Below are 20463 nucleotides of genomic sequence, written 5' to 3'. Positions count from 1 at the left end.
GGTTGAGCACTGGCGGCGCGCAGGCGATGCCAAGGCGATGGAAAACCATGCCTCGCTCGCCCCCGCCGCGCGGATGCTCGGCTATGCCGGGCTGTTGCCGCTGATCGGCTGTGCGGCCGGTCTGGTGCTGCTGCCGATGCACCGCGTGGCCCTGCTCGACGCCGGGTTCGGCTATGCCGCGCTGATCTTCAGTTTTCTCGGCGGGCTTTGGTGGGGCCAGGGTATCGCGCGGGGCAGGGGCTCGCCTGCGCTGTTCGCGATTGCCGTGCTGCCGTCGCTGATCGCTTGGGGGCTGATCCTGGTTCTCACGCTTGGCTGGACCACGCAGGAGGCGTTGGTGGTACTCGGTTCGGCAATCCTGCTCTCCCCGATCGTTGATCTGGCGCTGGGCCGTACGCAGCCGAGGGTACAGGGGTGGATCGCGCTGCGGCTTCAGCTTTCCACCGGGCTCGGTGCGTTGACGCTGGCGCTCGCCGTCCTCTGACTAGGCGGCAGCCGCCGCGCTGCCGACCATCGCGCCCAGCCGGTGGCCGGAGAGCCAGGCCAGCTCGACCCGAGGACCCTGCAGCCAGTCCCCGCAGGCGCCCAGCCGGAGCGATCCGTTCCATAGTGCACCCTTGTCGATCCCTGGCGTCATCGCGAAGCGCCAGCGATGCGCCGCCAGGTAGCGGACAGCCGGCGCCGCGCCGCCGGAATGCGCAAGCAGCGCGCCGAGCAGTGCCTGCGCAACAGCATCCGCGCTGTCCTCGAGATGCGCAGCCGACCAGGAGCCGTGCGCCTGCACCACCCAGGTCTCGCCGTCGTGCCGGCCCGGTTTGGCACCGTCGCGGGCGGCCCAGCCGATGATGCCGTGCTGGCGGATGCTGTCCGCCGCGATCGGTACCCGTTCCTCGAACGCGATCATTGCTGTCCAGCACGGCTGCGACCGTGCCGCCATGGCATCGGCGGCCATCATCAGGTCGTGCGTGCCGAGGATCGCTGCGGCCTGCTCGGCGGGCAGCGCGATAATCGCCGCGTCGAAGGGCCCGTGCTGCTGCTCCTGAAGCCTAACATGCCAGCCCTGCGCGTTCCGCGTGAGGCCGATGACATGGTGTCCGAAATGGACCTGGTGCGCCGAGGCCATATGGCGCACCGGCGCATTCATCGTTGGCGTGCCTACCCAGGCATCGGGGCCGGCCTCGTGCCAGGGGCTGGCGACGCCCTGCGTCTGCCAGTCCTGAACAAGTCGGCGAAAGCGATCATCGCGCACGGTGAAATATTGGGCGCCATGATCGAAATGAAGCATCTCACCATCGATCTCGACCCGCCGGGTGGACATGCGACCGCCGGGACCACGCCCCTTGTCGAACAGCGTCACCCGGTGCCCTGTGGCACGCAACTGATCGGCACAGGCGAGGCCTGCGATGCCGGCACCGAGGATCACGACGTCCATCTGCGCGGTCCCGCTCAATAGCCCATCAGCGACATCAGCTCGGCGCGGCTGCTGCGGTCCTCGAGGAAGCAGCCCAGCATTCGGCTGGTCACCATGCCGACGCCGTGGGTCTTCACGCCGCGCCCGGTCATGCAGCCATGCTGCGCCTCGATCACGACCGCGACGCCGGCGGGCTTGAGGTGCGTCCAGATCGACTGGGCGATCTCGGCGGTCAGCCGCTCCTGGATCTGCAGGCGGCGGGCATAGCCGTGCAGCACGCGGGCGAGCTTGGAGATCCCGACCACCCGGTCCTTGGGCAGATAGGCGATTGATGCCTTGCCGATGATCGGCGCAAGGTGGTGTTCGCAATGCGACTGGAACGGGATGTCCTTCAGAAGCACGATCTCGTCATAGCCCGCCACTTCCTCGAAGGTGCGGGCAAGGTGCATGCCCGGATCCTCATCATAGCCCGCGCAATATTCACGCCAGGCCTTGGCGTGGCGGAGCGGCGTATCGCGCAGTCCCTCGCGCTCCGGATCCTCGCCAACCCAGCGCAGCAGGGTGCGGACTGCTTCCTGCACTTCGTCAGGGACCATTTCTTGCTCAGGTTCGTTGTCGGCCCGTTCTATATCGTTGCAGAAGAAGTTCATCGGGCCTACCTTTCGTTTCACCGGCAGCATTTGCGCGGCACGCCGGCATCGAGTGTCCTCCACATGAGGAACCCGGGTGAAACCGGGAACATGGACAAAAGGGTATGCAGCGGTGCAACCCCCAAAGGATGCGGAAAGCCGACCAATGCCACTAGCCGACATGATCGCCGGAAGCGCCGTCGCCGCGGTGCTCAGCAACCCCCGACTTCCCGACAATCCCATCGTCGATTGCAACGATGCCTTTATCGCGCTGACCGGCTATCAACGCGACGAGATCGTCGGCCGCAATTGTCGCTTCCTATCTGGCGACAAGACCGAGCCGTGGCTGAGCGAGGCGCTGAGAGCCGGAGTCCGCGAAAAGCGGCCGGTGATGGTGGAAATCCTCAACTACAAGAAGGACGGCACGCCGTTCCGCAACGCCGTACTGGTCGCCCCGATTTTCGGTGAGGACGGCGAGCTTGAATATTTCCTTGGTTCGCAAATGGAGGTGGAGGGGCCCAAGGAAGGCACCGCACACCGCGCCACCATCGCCCGCGAGAAGATCGACGGCCTGTCGCCGCGTCAGCGCGCGGTGCTGATCGCGATGGCGGCGGGCAAGCTCAACAAGCAGATCGCCTACGATCTCGGCCTGACCGAACGGACGATCAAGATGCACCGCGCGGCGATGTTCCGCGCGCTGGGCGTCCGGACGGCGGCGGACGCAGTGCGCATGGCGATCGAGGCAGGCTATTAAGTAACGAAAAAGGGGCGCCCCCGCTTGAGGACGCCCCTGATCGGCTTGGCAGCGGCGCTTACTGGGCGTTGCTGACGGGCATATCCATATTGTCGGGCGCGGCGTTGCCGATCATCGCCTCGGCCTCGGCATTAGCGCGATCGTCCGCGTCGTTCTGGTAGATCATCGCATTGGCTTCGGGTGCGACATTCGCCCCGTCCGTCACATTGCCTTCACCGCCGCCACATGCCGCAAGCGGCGTCAGCAGCGCTGCCGCGGCCATCAGGCGAAGCTTGGTCATCCGGTTGCTCCCACTTCAAATCCGTTGCGCAGCCGAAAGGAGCTGCGCGGCAAGCCCGCTGCATGGGCCACGGCGAGCAACGCGTCAAACGCAAATATGTCGCATCGCCGTGACTTTGCCATGTTTTTGCCTGATTCCGAGACGGCGATCACTCACCCTTTTCGGCGGATACCGGACCGATATCCTCCGGCGCATTCGCTGCGATCGCCAACATTGCCGCCCAGGCGGCGACGTTCTGGCGCAACTGCGCGGGGTCGATCTTGTCGAGGGTGTCGTCGGGCGTGTGGTGCAGGTCGAAATAGCGCAGGCCGTCCTGGTTCAGCCCGATGGTGCCGACGCCGAGTGCGAGGATCGGTTCGACATCGGTGCCGCCATGCGCCTTGCCGCGGCCACGTTCGATGCCGATCGGATAGAGCGCGGTCTCCAGCCGGTCGCCGATCGCCTTGGCACTATCCGGCAGGTTGGTTTCGAACTTCCACACACGGTCGGCGCCGAAGTCGGACTCCATTGCCAGTACATGGCGTTCCTTGGCATGCGCCTTGGCATAGGCTTCGCCGCCGAAGCCGCCGACTTCCTCGGCACCGAACCAGACGACTCGGATCGTGCGACGCGGCTGGCCGAGTTTGGCGGCCTGGAGTGCGGCTGCCGTCGTGATCGCCACGCCCGCGCCGTCATCGATGGCCCCGGTGCCGAGGTCCCAGCTGTCGAGATGGCCGCCGACGACGATGATGCCGGCATTTGGGTCGCTGCCGGGAATGTCCGCGATGACGTTGCCGGATTCCGCCTCGCCCCTGAACTGCGGTGTCACGGCAAGACGCAGCTTCACGGGACCGCGCTTCACCAGCCGCACCAACTGCTCGGAATCGGGCACCGAAAGCGCGGCGGCCGCGATCGGCGATACGCCCTTGGCCCAGGTGGTGACGCCGGTATGCGGATTGCGATGGTGATCGGTGCCGATCGAGCGGATCAGCACGGCCGCAGCCCCCTTGCTGGCCGCGATGCTCGGGCCCGCCCGGCGGACGGCGCCGTAATAGCCATATTGGGAGCCGTCCTGTGTCGGCACCATCGCATGGTCGATAAAGGCGATCTTGCCCTTCAGGCTGCCGGCTGGCGCCGTCTGCAGTTCGGCGAGCGACGGGAAGTAGACGATCTCCGCTTCCAGCGGCTGCGCACCGGTCGAACCTGAATATCCCAGTGCCGCGATGGTCAGCTTCTGCGCTGCACCGCCCAGGACTTCAGCGGTCTCCACTCCGCGCACCCAGACCGGCATGCGATAGGTTTCGACATGGACATTCTGGAAGCCGAGTGCGGTCAGCTTCTTGACCCCCCAGGCGCGCGCGCGCGCTTCGGCCTCGGTCGCCGCAAGGCGTTGCCCCACTTCGGTGGTGAGTCCCTCCACCAGGTCCCACGCGACTTCATCCTTCATCGCGGCGTCGCGCACGTTTGCCACCTGCGGGGCCGTTTGAGCGAATGCGGTAGCGGGCAGGGTGAGGGCGGCAGCGGCTGCCAGCAAGGTCCGGTTGATCATGCTGCGAATGCTAACTCGGGACCGGGCGATTGCAATGGGGTTGCGTGCACCCGGGACGTGCACGCCAAGAATAGCAAAATGCCTACGCAAGGTGATGATATTTATCTAAATTATATTTATAGTTATAGTAATATAGATAAAAATTAATCATTTTCGAATAATGATAACTGTATACGTATAGTAACTTACGGCAACATCGCGATCTATCACGCAAGGAATTAGCATCATATTTCCCGCAGATGCAAAAGCATAAATACTTTTAGGGAGGGTTGCGTGAAGGTTGCTTTATCCACGTCGATCGCACTGGTCGTTTTCTGTACACCTGCATTTGCATCACCGGATCGCGTAGTTGCGCGTGCTGATGATGCGGGCGCGGACGCGGGGGCAACCCAGACCGTGCCGGCTGCCAAATCGAAGAAAGCCGTGTTCTCGACCGGCGTGGCGAAGGGGCGCGACCTGCTCGACAGCGCCATTTCCACCAGCGCGATCGATGAGGACCGCATTCAGGAAATCGGCGCACGCACGCTTGGCGAGGTTCTGCGCACGGTGCCGGGCATCCGCGTGGAAGATACTGGCAATGGCGGGTATGCCAACTACACCATTCGCGGCCTGCCGTTGGCAGGCTTGGGTTCCAAATTCCTACAGTTTCAGGAAGACGGCCTGCCGGTTCTGGAGTTTGGCGATCTCGCCCAACTCCAGCCGGATATGCTGATCCATGCTGACCTGAACCTGTCGCGCATTGAATCGATCCGGGGCGGATCGGCATCGACCTTTGCGTCCAATTCACCTGGCGGCGTCATCAACTTCATTTCGAAGACAGGGGAGGACGAGGGGGGCTCGATCCAACTGAGCACGGGTCTCGTTCATCTCGATCGCAAGCGCGGCGATTTTGAGTATGGCGGCCGCCTGTCGACCAATCTGCGCTTCCATCTCGGCGGGTATTACCAGACGGGCGCCGGCACGCGCGACGCGGGCGCTTCCGCCTTCCACGGTGGTCAGGTCAAGCTGAACATCACGCGCGACTTTGCCAACGGCTATGTCCGGGTCTACGCGAAGGTGCTCGACGATCGCGAAGCCTTCTTCACCACGGGCCCGATGCGCGTGACCGGCACAGATGCCAATCCCACGTTCAATACGATCGCCAATTTCGACCCGCGGGTGAACAATACCATTTCGAAAAACATGCCCAACGTGCTGAGCGTGGGTGTCGATCCGAAGGTGGTCCGCACGGAGTTGGCGCAGGGGTGGCATGCCAAATCTGCCGCACTAGGGCTGGAGGCGAAGTTCGACATTGCCTCGTGGACCTTCGTCAACCGCATGCGATACAGCAGCAACGCGTCGGCGGTCGGCGGATCCCAACCGGTAATCCTCACCTCGGCTCCGGTGCTTGCGGCGATGTTCGGCGGCCCGGGGGCGCAGTTCAGCTATGCCACCGGCCCGAACGCCGGGCGGCCGGTCACAAACCCGGCGACCCTGAACGGCAACGGCCTCGCAAGCTTCTCGTCGATCAACAACATGGGGGCGCCGAAGGCCGACTATTTCGTCAACGATTTCCGCGCGTCCCGTGTCTGGAACGTCGGTGGCGGCGACCTGACGACGACCGGGGGCGTCTACAAGGCGTACCAGAAGCTTACGGCCAAACTGTTCATGGACACGGCGTTCCAGGATTTCGCCGGCCCCGATTCGGCGCTGCTCGACCTCACGACGGCGGGGGGCACGAAACTGACTCAGGGCGGCATCGCCGCGTTCAGCATCTGGCCGATCACGGTCCTCGGCAATCGCTATTTCGATGCCGACTACGACATCACCGCGCCGTACGGGTCGCTTAACTTCCATACAGGGCGCCTCTCCGTCGGCGGCAGCGTTCGCTACGACAGCGGTCGGGTGAAGGGGCAGCGCTACGGCATCGAGATGGGCGGCAACCGTACCCGCTGGATGCCGTTCGACATCAACGGGGATGGCGTTATCAGCCCGCCCGAGCGATGGGCCGACGGGATTCGCGCCGATCAGCCCGCGCCGATGGATTATGCCTATCACTATTTGAGCTATTCGATCGGCGTAAACTTCCGCGTTTCGCAGAACTTCGCCGCCTTCGCCCGCTACAGCAAAGGTGGTCGTGCCCTGGCGGAAACCATCGTCTTTACGCCGACGCTCGACCCGGTCACCGGGAAGCCTGCCAGCAGCAAGGACACCTATAATCCGGTGCGACAAGCGGAAGCAGGCGTCAAATTCCGTACCGAGGCACTGACGCTGAACCTGACGGGTTTCGTCGCCAACACGGCGGAGCAGAACTTCCAGGTCAATGCCGATGCCAATGGCGTGCTGACGCTCGTGCCGTTCAGCCGCAGCTACCGCGCTTATGGGGCGGAGTTTGAAGGCAGCTACGCGCATGGTCCGTTCAGCATTACGGCAGCCGCGACCTATACCCATGCCGAGATCAAGAGCGACAACACCGATGCAACGATCGCGGGCAACACGCCGCGGCATCAGCCGAAGCTGATCATGCAGGCGATGCCGGTGGTCGATCTTGGCGCGGTCAGCTTCGGGTCGTCGGTGGTCTATACCGGCTCCAGCTATGCGCAGGACGTCAACAAGCTGAAAATGCCGGCTTTCACCACCGTAAACGCCTTTGTCGAATATCGGCCGGTCGACCGGATAACCCTCTCGGTGAACGGCAGCAACCTGTTCAATGCACTGGGCGTAACCGAAGTCACTCAGGCTAGCATCCCTGCGGACGGTATCGTCAGCGCTCGCGTCATGAACGGGCGCACCGTCGCGGCGGCGATCCGCTTCAACTTCTAATCCCCGGGTAGGCGACACCCCCCAACCTGCCCCCGCCGGCCTATCCGGCGGGGGCATTTCTTTGCGGCGAGGGCGGGCGGGCCGGCGCCCCACTGCGTTGCCAAGCGGCGGCGGCATCGCTACATGCTTCGCGTCTTTCCAGCATTCAGAATTCTCGCAACGGAGATCCGCCACCGTGGCAGCGCAATACGCCTTCGTCATGAAGGACATGACCAAGACCTTCCCCGGCGCCCCCAAGCCGGTGCTCAACAACATCAACTTGCAATTCTACCAGGGCGCCAAGATCGGCATCGTCGGTCCGAACGGCGCGGGTAAGTCGACCCTCATGAAGATCATGGCGGGCATCGACAAGGATTTCGCTGGTGAGGCCTGGCCGGGTGAGAACATCACCGTCGGCTATCTGCCGCAGGAGCCGCAGCTCGATCCCAGCAAGAATGTGCTTGAGAACGTCAAGGACGGGGCGCGCGAAGTCGCGGACATGGTCGATCGCTTCAACGCCATTTCGGCCGAGATGGGCGATCCCAAGGACGACACCGATTTCGACGCGTTGATGGAGGAGATGGGCGATCTCCAGGCCAAGATCGACGCGGTCGACGGCTGGAGCCTCGACAACCAGCTCGAGATCGCGATGGAAGCGCTGCGCTGCCCGCCGTCCGACTGGCCGGTCGACAACCTCTCGGGCGGTGAAAAGCGCCGCATCGCGCTCACCCGGCTGCTGATCCAGAAGCCGTCTATCCTGCTGCTCGACGAGCCGACCAACCACCTCGACGCCGAAAGTGTCAACTGGCTGGAAAACCATCTCAAGGAATATGCCGGCGCGGTGCTGATGATCACCCACGACCGCTACTTCCTGGACAACGTCGTCGAATGGATCCTCGAGATCGACCGCGGCAAGTATTTCCCGTACGAAGGCAACTACTCGACCTATCTTGAGAAAAAGGCCAAGCGCCTCGAGCAGGAAGACCGTGAGGCCACCGGCCGTCAGAAGGCGATCAAGGACGAGTTGGAATGGATCCGGCAGGGCGCCAAGGCCCGCCAGACCAAGTCGAAGGCGCGTATCGCCAAGTTCGAGCAGCTGGTCGCGAGCCAGGAAAACCGCACGCCGGGCAAGGCCCAGATCGTCATCCAGGTGCCCGAGCGCCTGGGCGGCAAGGTGATTGAGGCCAAAAACATCTCCAAGGCGTACGGCGACAAACTCCTGTTCGAGAATCTCTCGTTCATGCTGCCGCCGGGCGGCATCGTCGGCGTTATCGGGCCGAACGGCGCGGGCAAGTCGACGCTGTTCAAGCTGCTCACCGGCCAGGAAACCCCGGACTCGGGCGAGATCGACATCGGCTCGACCGTGCGCCTCGGCTATGTCGACCAGAGCCGCGATCACCTCGACGACAGCAAGAATGTCTGGCAGGAAATCTCCGACGGCCTCGATTACATGAAGATCAACGGCCACGATCAGTCGACGCGTGCCTATGTGGGCGCGTTCAACTTCAAGGGCGCGGATCAGCAGAAGATCGTCGGCAAGCTCTCCGGTGGTGAGCGCAACCGCGTCAACATCGCCAAGATGCTCAAGCGTGGCGGCAACGTGCTGTTGCTCGACGAACCGACCAACGACCTCGACGTGGAAACGCTGGGCGCGCTGGAAGAGGCGATCGAGAATTTCGCGGGCTGCGCCGTTGTGATCAGCCACGATCGCTTCTTCCTCGATCGTCTCGCCACTCACATCCTCGCCTTCGAGGGCAACAGCCATGTCGAATGGTTCGAGGGCAATTTCGAAGCCTATGAGGAAGACAAGCGCCGTCGCCTGGGCGATGCCGCCGATCGTCCTACCGCGCTTGCCTACAAAAAGCTGACGCGCTGATTTCCTACGCGCCGGTTCGAGCCCTTGGGGCTTGATCCGGCGCTCGCTTTTCTAGGGTGTGTCGCTGCTATAGTACGGGCCTCTACCTGCGGAGCCGTACGGTACTTGCACCGCTTCCGGTCGCTGGCATGCCGTTGCCGGATCACGGTATCAGGCTTCGCGAGGGGTGCGCCTGCTATGCGCTGACTCGCGCCGACAAGCCGATCGGCCAGACCTGGCAGCGCGCCCGTCCTGCGATGGACGGCGCAATACGCCTGTCTGGGACATTGTCGTCCACCACCGCCTCGGCGACGGAAAATTTCGACATGCGCGATCATTTCGTGCTGCGCCGTGGCGATCTCCGCACCGGGCGCAGTGTGGGATGGCAATCTTGTGGGATTGGCCTTCGCCGCGCTGCCGTTGGCGGAGGGGAAAACCTACGAGCTGCCCTTTTTCCAGTACGACAAGGGCATGGGACGCTTTACGCTGAAGGTGGTCGGCCTTGCTAAGGTGGATGGTCAGGATGCGTGACTCATCGATGCGGATGCGGAAGACAGCCCCGCCTTCCGCTATCAGATCGGTAAGGAACCGCCGGCGGAATTAGGCACGGATGGCCCGATGTTCGGCCAGCATCTAGGCGGCGACTGCACGGCGCTGGCCGAACCCTGAAGGGCGTGGATCAGGCGGTGAACCGTTTGGTAAAGCCCTTGTGCACCTTATCCTCGGCCACCGCTTCGCTATCGACATGCTCAACACGCGCCATGGGCGGGCCTTCACGACACGCCTCGACGAAGAGACCGAGCGCGGTGTCTTCCCCCGCGGCGACAATCTCCACGCGCCCATCGCGCAGATTGCGCACCCAACCGGTCAGCCCTCCGCGCTGGGCGGTACGCACCACCCAGTCGCGATAGCCGACCCCCTGTACCCGTCCCGAAACCAGGATTCGCTGCTGCGCCATATGCTCCCTTTATACACGCCCGCCGTGTCGGACCGACATTACCTGTAGCAGTCTGGCACAATTCGGCAGCGGGGCACGGGAACGGCCCGCCGCAACTATGGCAGTCCCCGGCGCGTCAGGGATAGGTGATCGCCAGCACTTCATATTCACGTTCGCCGGCGGGCAGCGTCACCCGGCGCAGATCGCCAATGCGAGCGCCGCGCAGTGCGCGAGCCAGCGGTGCGTTCCAGCCAACCAGCCCCTTGGCGGCATCGGCCTCGTCATCGCCGACCAGCGTGAGCGTGCGATGGTTGTCTTCCTCGTCGGCGATGGTCACGCAGGCGCCGAAGAACACGCCGCTGCGATCCTCCTGCCGGCTGGGATCGACCACCTTGGCCGCCTTCATCCGCCGGGCGAGAAAGCCCAGCCGCCGATCGATCTCGCGCAGCCGCTTGCGGCCATAGATGTAATCGCCGTTTTCCGAGCGATCGCCATTGCCCGCCGCCCAGGAGATGGTCTCGACCAGCTTGGGGCGTTCCTGCCCGAACAGCTGGTCATACTCGGCCTTGAGTGCCGCATAGCCTGCGGGCGTGATATAGTTGGGGCGATCGTTCATCGTCGCCCGCGCTATCAGCCCGGCCGGCTCTTGCCCAGATACCAGCTTAGGTTCGCCGTCCCCTTGCTGCGCGCATAGGACGGGTTCATGAGGTCGTAGACCACGGCGTTCTCCAGCACGCGCTGGACATAGTTCTTTGTCTCGAAGATCGGGATCTGCTCGATCCAGCGCACCATGTCGCCGTCCGGCAGGCGCGGGTCACCATAGGCATTGAGCCACTTGTTCACATTGCCAGGCCCGGCGTTGTAGGCGGCGACGGCCAGCGGATAGCAGCCGCCATAATAGTTCAGCATCCGCTGGAAATAGCTGGAGCCGAGCTGGATGTTGTAGTCCGTATCGGTGTTGAGCGCGCCGGGGTCGTAGCCCATGCCGAGCTTGCCTGCCGTTTCGCGCGCAGTGCCCGGCATGAGCTGCATCAGACCGCGTGCACCCGCGCGACTCACCGCGTCACGGTTGAACTGGCTCTCCTGGCGGGCGATGGCGTGGATGATGGTCCAATAGTCACGCTGACCCTCCGGCACCTTCACCGAGGGATAGCCGGCGGCGCTGTAGTCCGAAAGGCCGTTCTGCAGCGCGCTCCGCCCGACCATCACGCCCAGATCCGGCCGGCCGAGGGTGCGGCTGAGGTCGGCGGCGAGGAGATGGTCGTCCTCGGTCGTCGCATCCTCGGCGATCTTGCGGAGGAACAGGCTCTGGTCGCTGCGGTTGCCCATCTGGCCGAGCAGCTGCGCCGCGCGGACGAGCTCGCGGCGATAGAATGCCTCACGGGCCCCAGGCGAAGCAGTCTTGCCGCTGAGATCGCGGGGCCCCCGCAGCGGCTGGCCGAGGCGTTCGACCGCGAGCTGGCCGTAGAACAGGTCCGGGAAACCGCCCGCGCTCGCATAATAGCTGCGCGCGCCGGTCGCATTCCCCGCCGCTTCCGCCGCGCGTCCGGCCCAATACAGGCCCTTGGACTGCGTGCCCGGGGTCTTGGAGCCATGGCCGTAGCGCGCGAACATGCCGACCGCATCGTTCGGCCGGCCGAGATTGTAGAGCGCGACCGTGCCCGCCAGCCAGGTGAGGCTGGTATAATCGTCGCGCACGCCCAGCGAGAGATCGCCGACATCGGTGCCGGAAGGGAAGGCGTCGTCGACCTGCGATGCGATGCGATAGGCGAGGTCGTACTGCCCGTCCGCCAGAGCGCCTCGGGCCGCCGACAGCAGCACTTCGTACCATTTCTCCGGATCGCCCGGGAAGCCGGCCATGCGGCGCGGCTGGGCGAGGTACGACCGCATCAGCTGCGTCTGGCCGGTCTGGCCGAGCCAGCGCGCGCGATCGGCGATATAGCCATGGTCGGAGCCGCCGCGCGCCTCCGCGAGGCTCGCCTTGGTCGCAGCGTCATAGGCGTTGGTGCGATAGGCGATCCGCGCGTCGAACACCGGGCGGAGCTCGGGCGAGGTGAAGGGCAGCTGCCGCGTCGCGATGCTCGTCGCACCCTGCCACAGCAACATGTCCTCGCGCGCGTCATGGTCCGCAGGCCGGAGCGCGGTGCCGAAGGAGGCGAGGAGCCTGCTTTCGTCGGCGCTGCGCAGAACGCCCGATCGCCATACCCGGCGTGCCTGGTCCTCCGCCTCGGCGCGACGCCCCGTGGCGGCGAGCGCCTCGGCATAGCGCAGCCGGCCGGCCGGGGTGATCGGCGGGAAACGGGTGAAGAAGCGGATGGCAAGGTCCGGCATCGTCGCGCCGCTGTCGAGGATCGTCTCGGCAGCCGCCCGCCGGCTCTTCTCGCCGGGCCAGCCGGGATGGGCGAGCAGGAAATTGGCATAGTCGGAAAAGGCGTAATTGTCCGATTGCTGCAGACGCTTCCATTCGACCAGCGCCGTACTCACCGGATCATATTGCGCCTGCGCCTGGGGCACGAAGCCGCCTGCCAGGGCCGCCAGCATCGCAGGGGTTACCTGCGAGGAGGCCGCCAGTCCCGAAACACCGGCGAACAACAACGCGCCTTTGAGTACCGTACCGACCATGCTGGACATGATAGGAGATCGCGCCGTATCTGCCACCCCGTTTCTACCGAAAAAGAGGATGATTCCGCGCGATGTTTTCTGGATCGATCCCTGCGCTCGTGACGCCGTTCCGTAACGGCGCGTTCGCGGAGGAGGATTTCCGCGCGCTCGTCGAATGGCAGATCGGCGAAGGCTCCGCCGCGCTGGTGCCCTGCGGCACCACCGGCGAGGCCGCGACCATGCCGAAGGACGAGCATTTCCACATCGTGCGGGTCTGTGCCGATCAGGCGAAAGGCCGGGTAAAGATTCTCGCCGGTGCCGGTTCGAACGATACCAAGGTGGCGATCGACAATGTTCATGCCGCCCAGCATGCCGGCGCCGACGCCGCGCTGATGGTGCCGCCCTATTACAACCGTCCGAGCCAGGAGGGGATCTTCCGCCACTTCGCCGCGGTGGCGGAGGCAACCGATCTGCCGATCGTGCTCTACAACGTTCCCGGCCGTACCGTGACCGATATCCAGCCCGCCACCATGGCGCGGATCGTGAAGGCGTTCCCGGAGACGTTCGTCGGCGTGAAGGACGCCACCGGCAACCTCAGCCGCGTCTCCGAGCAGCGCGCGGGCTGCGGCACCGGGTTCGTCCAGCTCTCGGGCAATGACGAGACCGCGCTGGCATTCAACGCGATGGGCGGGGTGGGCTGCGTGTCCGTGACGGCGAATGTCGCGCCGAAGCTGTGCGCCGACTTTCAGGCGGCCTGGGCAGAAGGTGACACCGCCCGCGCGCTGGAGCTGCACGACAAGCTGTATCCGCTCCACATCGCGATGTTCACCGATGCGTCCCCAGGTCCGGTCAAATATGCGATGGGCCGCGTGCGTCCCGGCTTCCCCCAGGAACTGCGCCTGCCGATGACCGAGGCGGGCGAAGCGAGCCGCAAGGCGGTGGACGCCGCGCTGGATTTCGCCGGACTTCTCTGACCTTCCGACCGGGGCGCCAACAAACGGCTGGCGCTCCGGCCTCCGCCTCCCTACATCCCGCCCTCTTATGGCCCGTCCGCGTCCCGCTACCTTCGACAAAGTGAAGACCGTTGCCGAGAACCGGCGCGCGCGCTTCGACTATTTCATCGAGCAGACCTATGAAGCCGGCCTGGTGCTGACCGGGACCGAGGTGAAGTCGCTGCGCTTCGGCGAGGGCTCGATCGCTGAGGCCTATGCCGAGATAAAGAACGAGGCGGTGTGGCTGGTCAACGCCAACATCCCCGAATTCAGCCACGGCAACCGATTCAATCACGAGGCGAAGCGGCCGCGTAAATTGCTGCTTCACGAGCGCGAGATAAACAAGTTGCACGGCGCCGTCGCCCGCGAGGGCATGACGCTGGTCCCGCTGTCGGTCTATTTCAACAGCAAGGGGCGTGCGAAGGTTGAACTGGCGCTGGCGAAGGGCAAGAAGACGCATGACAAGCGCGAAACCATCAAGGAGCGCGACTGGAAGCGCGAGCAGTCGCGCATCCTCCGGGACCGCGGCTGAGATGGCCGCGCAGGGCCGCCTGCGTCGCCTGGCCGACAAGGCGGTCCCCACTCGGGAATCGATCGAGACCAATCGCTGGTTGAAGCCGGTAGCCGGGCGCGTGATGCATTCGTCGCTGTGGCGCTTCACCCGCCGTTCGGTGCCGCGCGGCGTCGCGCTGGGCATGCTCACCGGCATCCTGGTGCCGATGGGGCAGATCCCCGCATCCGCCTTGCTGGCCCTGCCGCTGCGCGCCAACATCCCCGCGGCGGCCGCGACCACCTTCTTCACCAACCCTTTCACCACGCCGCCGCTGTGGGTCGCGGCCTATTGGCTGGGCAGCTGGATCCTCGGGCCCCGCGCGGCGCAGGAGGTGCTGTCGGGCGATACCCCCGGCTGGCTGGACTGGCTGCTGCACCAGGCGGGGCCGGCGACGCTTACCGGACTGGTCACCATCGCCGTCGTGCTTGCGGTGCTCGGCTATTTCGGCAGTGGGTTGCTGTGGCGCTGGTGGATCCTCCACAAACGCAAGCGTCGCCTGCAGCAGCGCCTTCAGCGCGCATAAGGCGAACGCGACAATCCGCTTTCGAGCGATCGACGCTTGACGCTGGGCCTGCGGCAGAACATCGGTGAACGATGGCAAGTCTGCCCGATGCCGAGCTGCCCAAGCCGTCCCTGCTGCTGCCCATCGCGGCGGTGGTGGTTACGGGCGTCGCCGCAGCGGCCGTCGTCCTTCTCAGCCTGAACGATCGCGCGATTGCCACCGGCTTCGGTGCGGCTGCCCTGCTGGCGGCCGGGCTGCTGCTGGCGATCGGCCGGCTGTTCCGGTCGCCCAGCACCAGCATCGAACGCTATACCGATTGGGCGATCGCCCATGCGCTCGCCTCGGCCAGCGACGATGCGCTGGCGGTGACCGATCGCAGCGGACGGCTGGTCTGCGCCAATCCGCGCTACGAAGCGCTGTTCGGCGGCTGGCCGACGCCACCCAGCCTGCCGATCGGCGAGGAAGGCGAGCGTGCGCTGGGAGCCTGTGCGCGGGCGGCCTGGCGGGATGGCGAGAGCCGGTGCAGCGACGTTCAGGTGTTCGGCGCGCAGGTTGCGGTGCGCGTCGTTCGGGTCGGCGACGAATCGCTGGTGTGGCGCTTCATCGGTATCCACGCGCTGGATCTCGCCGTGCAGTTGCAGGGGTTGCTCGCGGGCCCGACCGGCGATCGTCTGGGCGGTGCCGGGGTGATGGTCGTGCTGGTGGCGCCGGACGGGCGCATCCGATCCGCCAACCGGGTATTCCGTCACCGCGCGCTCGGCAGCGCCGACGGCATTGTCGACGGCCGCGATTTCGCGCGGCTGCTGATCACCGATTCGATCGGCCAGGTGCGCTTCGAGCGCGAGGGGATCGAGGGTACGCCGCTCCGGGTGCTGCAGATACCGTTTCTGGAAGGCGACGAGGCGCCGTTGCTCGTGGCACTTCTCGACGAGGAGCCGACGGCGCTCGCCGCCCCGGCGCTCGCGGGCAGCGCCTCGGCCCATGTCCATTCGCTGATCTCGCTGCTTCCGACCGGCCTTGCCTTGATCGATCGCGACGGTCGGTTCCTGACGATGAACGACGCGTTCGTCCGCACGGCGCGCGTGCATCCGGCCGCGCCGCCGCTCTATCCCGGCGATCTGGTGGTGCGTGAGGACAAGGCGACGCTGGCGGATGCCGTGCGGCGCTTTGCCGGCGGTGCCCCGCAATCGCTGGAAATCACGGTGCGGTTGAAGGACGCTTCCGAGGAGCCGGTCGCGATCACCATCGCCGGTGCGCGCGGACTTGGCGATGCCGCTGTGCTGCTCAGCCTGCGCGATTCGGGCGAGGAGGGCAAGCTGAAGCGCCAGATCGCCCAGGCGACCAAAATGCAGGCGGTAGGCCAGCTCGCGGGCGGCGTCGCGCACGATTTCAACAACATCCTCACCGCGATCATCGGGCATTGCGACCTGATGCTGATGCGCCATTCGCCGGGGGACAGCGATTATGACGATATCCAGCAGATTCGCGCCAACTCCAATCGCGCGGCGAGCCTGACCCGCCAGCTGCTCGCCTTCTCGCGCCAGCAGACGCTGCGGCCGCAGGTGCTGCAGCTGCCCGACATCATCTCGGAAGTCTCGAACCTGTTGAAGCGCCTGCTCGGCGAAACCGTGTCGCTCGACGTGAAGCATGGCCGCAACCTCGGGCCTGTGCGCGCCGATCCCGGGCAGCTGGAACAGGTGGTGGTCAATCTCGCGGTGAACGCGCGCGATTCGATGCTGAGCAAGAACCCCAGCGGCGGCGGTTCGCTGACGATCGAGACGCTGGCGGTCTCCTCGGCCGATGTCCGGCGCATGGATGACGACGTGCTGCCGGTGGGCGACTATACCGCGCTGCGCATCTCGGACACGGGCACCGGCATCCCGCCCGAGATCCTGCCCAAGATCTGGGAGCCGTTCTTCACCACCAAGGAGGTGGGCAAGGGGACGGGGCTTGGCCTGTCGACGGTCTACGGCATCATCAAGCAATCGGGCGGCTATATCTTCGCCGAGAACAATCCGGGCGGCGGCGCGGCCTTCACCATCTATCTGCCGGTGCACACCGCGCCAGAAGCGGCGGTAGCCAAGCTGCCGGTGGTGAAGGATAAACCCGCCGATCTCTGGGGTACCGGCACGATCCTCGTCGTCGAGGACGAAGATATGGTCCGGGCGATCGCCGAACGCGCACTGACCCGCCAGGGCTATTCGGTGGTCACCGCCGAAAATGGCGAAGTCGCGCTTGAAACGATCGAGACGATGGAGAAGCCGGATCTTCTGGTTTCCGACGTCGTGATGCCGGTGATGGATGGGCCCAGCATGGCCCGCAAGGTGCGGGATCGCTGGCCGGACCTCCCGATCCTCTTCATGTCAGGCTATGCGGAGGAACAATTGCGTCGTTCGATCGATCTCGACAATGTTGCCTTTCTGCCGAAACCCTTTTCCGTGCAACAACTTGCAGAAGCGGTTCAGGTGATATTGGTGACCAAATAAGTGCTTGGCACGAAACAATTTTTCCTGCAAAGGGGGTTATATGCAGGGTCCGCGTAACATTCTCATCGTCGAAGACGAGCCGTTGATCGCCATGATGCTCGAGGATTTCCTCGATGCGCTGGACCGTGTTCCGGCGGGAACGGCCGACACCGTGGCGGAGGCGCTGGATCGGATCGGCGCCGGCGGCATCGATGCCGCGATCCTCGACGTGAACCTGCGCGGCGGCGAGCAGAGCTGGCCGGTGGCCGACAAGCTCGCCGAACTCGGCATCCCCTTCGTGCTCGCGACCGGCGGCGCCGATGACAGCATCGCGCCGCTCCACCGCGACCGGCCGGTGCTCTCCAAGCCGTTCACCCTCGACCGCGTCGACAAGGTGCTCAGCACGCTCAGCTGAGCGTCCGGGGCAAGGGCGCGTCGGCAAGGGTTGTGCGCGGGGCAGGGGCAACGCTAAAGCCCCTGTCACCATGACCGAACTCCCCAAGACCTTCGACCCCGCCGACATCGAATCCCGCTGGTACGCCCATTGGGAAGACGAAGGCCTGTTCCGCCCCGCGCGTGAGGGCGCCGAGCCCTGGACGATCGTCAATCCGCCGCCCAACGTGACGGGCAGCCTGCACATCGGCCACGCGCTCGACAACACGCTGCAGGACATCCTGGTCCGCCATGCGCGGCTGAAGGGCAAGGATGCGCGCTGGGTGGTCGGCACCGATCATGCCGGCATCGCCACGCAGATGGTGGTCGAGCGCCAGCTCAACGCCGCCGGGCAGAAGCGTACCGACTTCACCCGCGAGGCGTTCGTCGACAAGGTGTGGGAATGGAAGGCGGAGAGCGGCGGCCAGATCACCCGCCAGCTGCGCCGGCTCGGCTGCTCGATGGACTGGGCGAACGAGCGCTTCACCATGGACGAGGGCTTCTCCAGGGCCGTGCTCAAGGTGTTCGTCGAACTCCATCGCCAGGGCCTGCTCTATCGCGACAAGCGGCTGGTGAACTGGGACCCGGGCCTCGGCACCGCGATCTCGGATCTGGAGGTCGAGACCAAGGAAGTCCGCGGCAATTTCTGGCATTTGCGCTATCCGCTGGCGGACGGTTCGGGCTTCATCCAGGTCGCGACGACGCGCCCCGAGACGATGCTGGCCGACATGGCGGTCGCCGTGCATCCCGAGGACGAGCGCTACAAGGCGCTGATCGGCAAGCAGGTTCGGCTGCCCATCACCGGCCGCCTGATCCCGATCGTCGGCGACGAGCATGCCGATCCGGCGCTCGGCTCGGGCGCGGTGAAGATCACACCTGGCCATGATTTCAATGACTTCGAGGTCGGTATTCGCGCTGGAATTAAAGCCGGCGAGATGCTCAACATGCTCGATGCCAAGGCGGCGATCTGCCAGACCCAGGACGGGCTGGTGCCTGCCGAGTTGATCGGGCTCGACCGGTTCGAGGTGCGCAAGGCGATCGTCGCGCGGCTGAAGGACGAGGGCTTCCTCGTGCCGTACGTCGACAAGGACGGTGCCGAGCACGACGCCGAACCGCGGACCATCCAGACCCCCTATGGCGACCGTTCGGGCCAGGTGATCGAGCCCTGGCTGACCGACCAATGGTATGTCGATGCCGCGACGCTCGCCAAGCCGGCGATCGAGGCGGTCCGGTCGGGCGCGACCAAGATCGTGCCGAAGAGCTGGGAAAAGACGTATTTCAACTGGATGGAGAACATCCAGCCCTGGTGCGTCAGCCGCCAGCTCTGGTGGGGCCACCGCATCCCGGCGTGGTTCGATGCCGACGGCAAGCCCTATGTCGCCGAGACAGAGGAAGAGGCGCAGGCGCAGGCCGGGGAGGGCGTTGCGCTCACCCGCGATTCCGACGTGCTGGACACCTGGTTCTCCTCCGCACTGTGGCCGTTCGCGACGCTCGGCTGGCCCGAGAACACCGATCCCACGCTTGGCGGGCGCTATTCGAACGACGTGCTCATCTCCGGCTTCGACATCCTGTTCTTCTGGGACGCGCGGATGATGATGCAGGGCTTGCACTTCATGAAGGAAGTGCCGTTCAAGACCCTGTATCTGCACGGTCTTGTCCGCGCGGCGGACGGCCAGAAGATGTCCAAGTCCAAGGGCAACACCGTCGATCCGCTGGGCATGATCGACAAGTATGGCGCCGACGCGCTGCGCTTCTTCATGGCGGCGATGGAAAGCCAGGGCCGCGACATCAAGATGGATGAGAAGCGGCTGGAAGGCTATCGCAACTTCGCGACCAAGCTGTGGAACGCCGCGCGCTTCTGCCAGGCGAACGGCATCGCCGCGAGCAAGCAGCTTGAGGCGCCGTCTGCGGAGCTGGCGGTAAACCGTTGGATCATCGCGGAAACCATCGCGACGGTGCAGGCGCTGGACCTCGCGCTGGCGGACTTGCGCTTCGACGAGGCGGCGAACAGCATCTATCAGTTCGTCTGGAGCCGCTTCTGCGACTGGTATCTGGAGCTGATCAAGCCGGTGCTGCAGGGCGAGGGCGTTGCTGCTGCCGACGCGGACGAGACCCGCGCCGTCGCGGGCTGGGCGCTCGACCAGATCCTCGTCATGCTCCACCCGTTCATGCCCTTCATCACCGAAGAGCTGTGGTCGAAAATGGGCCCGCGCGACCATGACCTGATCGTCGCGAAATGGCCGATGGCCGATGCCCGCGCGCTCGATCCGAAGGCGGCGCAGGAGATCGACTGGCTGATCCGGCTGGTCAGCGAAATCCGTGCCGCGCGCACCGAGCTCAACGTGCCGCCGGGCGCGCGCCTCCCGCTGCACATTCGCGATGCCTCGGCCGAGACGGTCGCGCGTCTGGCGCGGCAGGACGCGGCGCTGGCACGGCTCGGTCGGGTCGACCAGGCGCAAGGCGACGCGCCTGCGGGCGGCGCGCTCCAGCTGGTGGTGGACGAAGCGACCTTCGTCATGCCGCTCGGCGACGTCGTCGACCTCGAAGCCGAACGCGCCCGCCTCACCAAGGCGATTGCCGCCGCGGAGAAGGAACGGGACGGACTCGCAGGCCGGCTCGGCAATCCGAGCTTCGTCGAACGTGCGAAGCCGGAGGCGGTCGAGAAGGCACGTGCCGACCATGCCGAGAAGGCGGCGGAAGCCGAGCGTCTGTCGGCGGCACTGGCGCGATTGGGCTGAGCGGA

At 65.3% G+C, this 20463-nt stretch carries 18 protein-coding genes; 11 read left to right on the top strand and 7 right to left on the bottom strand.

Features of this window, described 5'->3' with window-relative positions; translation table 11 throughout:
* Positions 1-37 precede the first annotated feature (37 nt).
* Positions 38-484, top strand: coding sequence for a DUF3429 domain-containing protein (locus A7X12_RS18435; protein ID WP_064312899.1), 447 nt, complete (start codon positions 38-40; stop codon positions 482-484).
* Here A7X12_RS18435 and A7X12_RS18430 read toward each other — a convergent pair whose 3' ends face one another.
* Together A7X12_RS18430 and folE are read right to left on the bottom strand one after the other, a co-directional pair.
* A complete protein-coding gene (locus A7X12_RS18430; RefSeq protein ID WP_064312898.1) occupies positions 485-1432 on the bottom strand; it encodes an NAD(P)/FAD-dependent oxidoreductase in 948 nt (315 codons plus the stop codon).
* A gap of 14 nt (positions 1433-1446) precedes the next feature.
* A complete protein-coding gene (gene folE / locus A7X12_RS18425; protein WP_064313060.1) occupies positions 1447-2061 on the bottom strand; it encodes a GTP cyclohydrolase I FolE in 615 nt (204 codons plus the stop codon).
* A 145-nt stretch (positions 2062-2206) separates the two neighbouring features.
* On the opposite strand from folE, the gene A7X12_RS18420 reads away from it, so the two are divergent.
* Complete coding sequence (locus A7X12_RS18420) at positions 2207-2794, top strand: PAS domain-containing protein (protein ID WP_064312897.1); 588 nt, start codon at positions 2207-2209, stop codon at positions 2792-2794.
* Between the two features lie 58 nt (positions 2795-2852).
* On the opposite strand, the gene A7X12_RS18415 is transcribed toward A7X12_RS18420, so the two are convergent.
* Both A7X12_RS18415 and A7X12_RS18410 read right to left on the bottom strand, forming a co-directional pair.
* Entirely contained in the window at positions 2853-3074 is a 222-nt protein-coding gene (locus A7X12_RS18415) for a hypothetical protein (protein ID WP_064312896.1), read from the bottom strand.
* A gap of 148 nt (positions 3075-3222) precedes the next feature.
* Positions 3223-4602 (bottom strand): M20/M25/M40 family metallo-hydrolase, encoded by a 1380-nt coding sequence (locus tag A7X12_RS18410; RefSeq protein WP_064312895.1) that lies wholly within the window; start codon positions 4600-4602, stop codon positions 3223-3225.
* A 396-nt stretch (positions 4603-4998) separates the two neighbouring features.
* Between A7X12_RS18410 and A7X12_RS18405 the strand changes: the two genes are divergently transcribed.
* The 3 genes from A7X12_RS18405 (at position 4999) to A7X12_RS18395 (ending at position 9769) form a co-directional block, all read left to right on the top strand.
* Positions 4999-7404 carry a TonB-dependent receptor gene (locus A7X12_RS18405; protein ID WP_198162073.1) on the top strand — a complete coding sequence of 802 codons (2406 nt, stop codon included), beginning with the start codon at positions 4999-5001 and terminating at the stop codon, positions 7402-7404.
* Between the two features lie 175 nt (positions 7405-7579).
* Positions 7580-9259 carry an energy-dependent translational throttle protein EttA gene (gene ettA / locus A7X12_RS18400; protein ID WP_064312893.1) on the top strand — a complete coding sequence of 560 codons (1680 nt, stop codon included), beginning with the start codon at positions 7580-7582 and terminating at the stop codon, positions 9257-9259.
* A 330-nt stretch (positions 9260-9589) separates the two neighbouring features.
* Positions 9590-9769, top strand: coding sequence for a DUF3108 domain-containing protein (locus A7X12_RS18395; RefSeq protein WP_064312892.1), 180 nt, complete (start codon positions 9590-9592; stop codon positions 9767-9769).
* A gap of 148 nt (positions 9770-9917) precedes the next feature.
* On the opposite strand, the gene A7X12_RS18390 is transcribed toward A7X12_RS18395, so the two are convergent.
* The 3 genes from A7X12_RS18390 to A7X12_RS18380 form a co-directional block, all read right to left on the bottom strand.
* Positions 9918-10196, bottom strand: a complete 279-nt coding sequence (locus A7X12_RS18390) for an acylphosphatase (RefSeq protein ID WP_064312891.1) — start codon at positions 10194-10196, stop codon at positions 9918-9920.
* A 115-nt stretch (positions 10197-10311) separates the two neighbouring features.
* On the bottom strand, positions 10312-10791 hold the full coding sequence (gene greB, locus A7X12_RS18385; RefSeq protein WP_064312890.1) for a transcription elongation factor GreB: 480 nt from the start codon (positions 10789-10791) through the stop codon (positions 10312-10314).
* A gap of 14 nt (positions 10792-10805) precedes the next feature.
* Entirely contained in the window at positions 10806-12797 is a 1992-nt protein-coding gene (locus tag A7X12_RS18380; protein ID WP_064312889.1) for a lytic transglycosylase domain-containing protein, read from the bottom strand.
* 71 nt (positions 12798-12868) lie between these two features.
* On the opposite strand from A7X12_RS18380, the gene dapA reads away from it, so the two are divergent.
* From dapA to A7X12_RS18350, 6 genes are all read left to right on the top strand, one after another.
* Positions 12869-13750, top strand: coding sequence for a 4-hydroxy-tetrahydrodipicolinate synthase (dapA, locus tag A7X12_RS18375; RefSeq protein WP_064312888.1), 882 nt, complete (start codon positions 12869-12871; stop codon positions 13748-13750).
* A gap of 67 nt (positions 13751-13817) precedes the next feature.
* Positions 13818-14300, top strand: coding sequence for an SsrA-binding protein SmpB (gene smpB, locus A7X12_RS18370; RefSeq protein ID WP_064312887.1), 483 nt, complete (start codon positions 13818-13820; stop codon positions 14298-14300).
* Between the two features lies 1 nt (position 14301).
* Positions 14302-14844, top strand: coding sequence for a DUF2062 domain-containing protein (locus tag A7X12_RS18365; protein ID WP_064312886.1), 543 nt, complete (start codon positions 14302-14304; stop codon positions 14842-14844).
* Positions 14845-14915: 71 nt separating this feature from the next.
* Positions 14916-17309, top strand: a complete 2394-nt coding sequence (locus tag A7X12_RS18360; protein ID WP_064312885.1) for a hybrid sensor histidine kinase/response regulator — start codon at positions 14916-14918, stop codon at positions 17307-17309.
* 40 nt (positions 17310-17349) lie between these two features.
* Positions 17350-17703 carry a response regulator gene (locus A7X12_RS18355; RefSeq protein ID WP_064312884.1) on the top strand — a complete coding sequence of 118 codons (354 nt, stop codon included), beginning with the start codon at positions 17350-17352 and terminating at the stop codon, positions 17701-17703.
* Between the two features lie 70 nt (positions 17704-17773).
* Positions 17774-20458, top strand: a complete 2685-nt coding sequence (locus tag A7X12_RS18350; RefSeq protein ID WP_064312883.1) for a valine--tRNA ligase — start codon at positions 17774-17776, stop codon at positions 20456-20458.
* Positions 20459-20463: the final 5 nt, after the last annotated feature.

It is taken from the genome of Sphingomonas sp. TDK1 (genome assembly GCF_001650735.1).
In the GTDB taxonomy this organism is placed as follows: domain Bacteria; phylum Pseudomonadota; class Alphaproteobacteria; order Sphingomonadales; family Sphingomonadaceae; genus Sphingomonas.
Note: the sequence above shows the minus strand (reverse complement) of the source record. Positions and strands in the feature narration are given on the sequence as shown.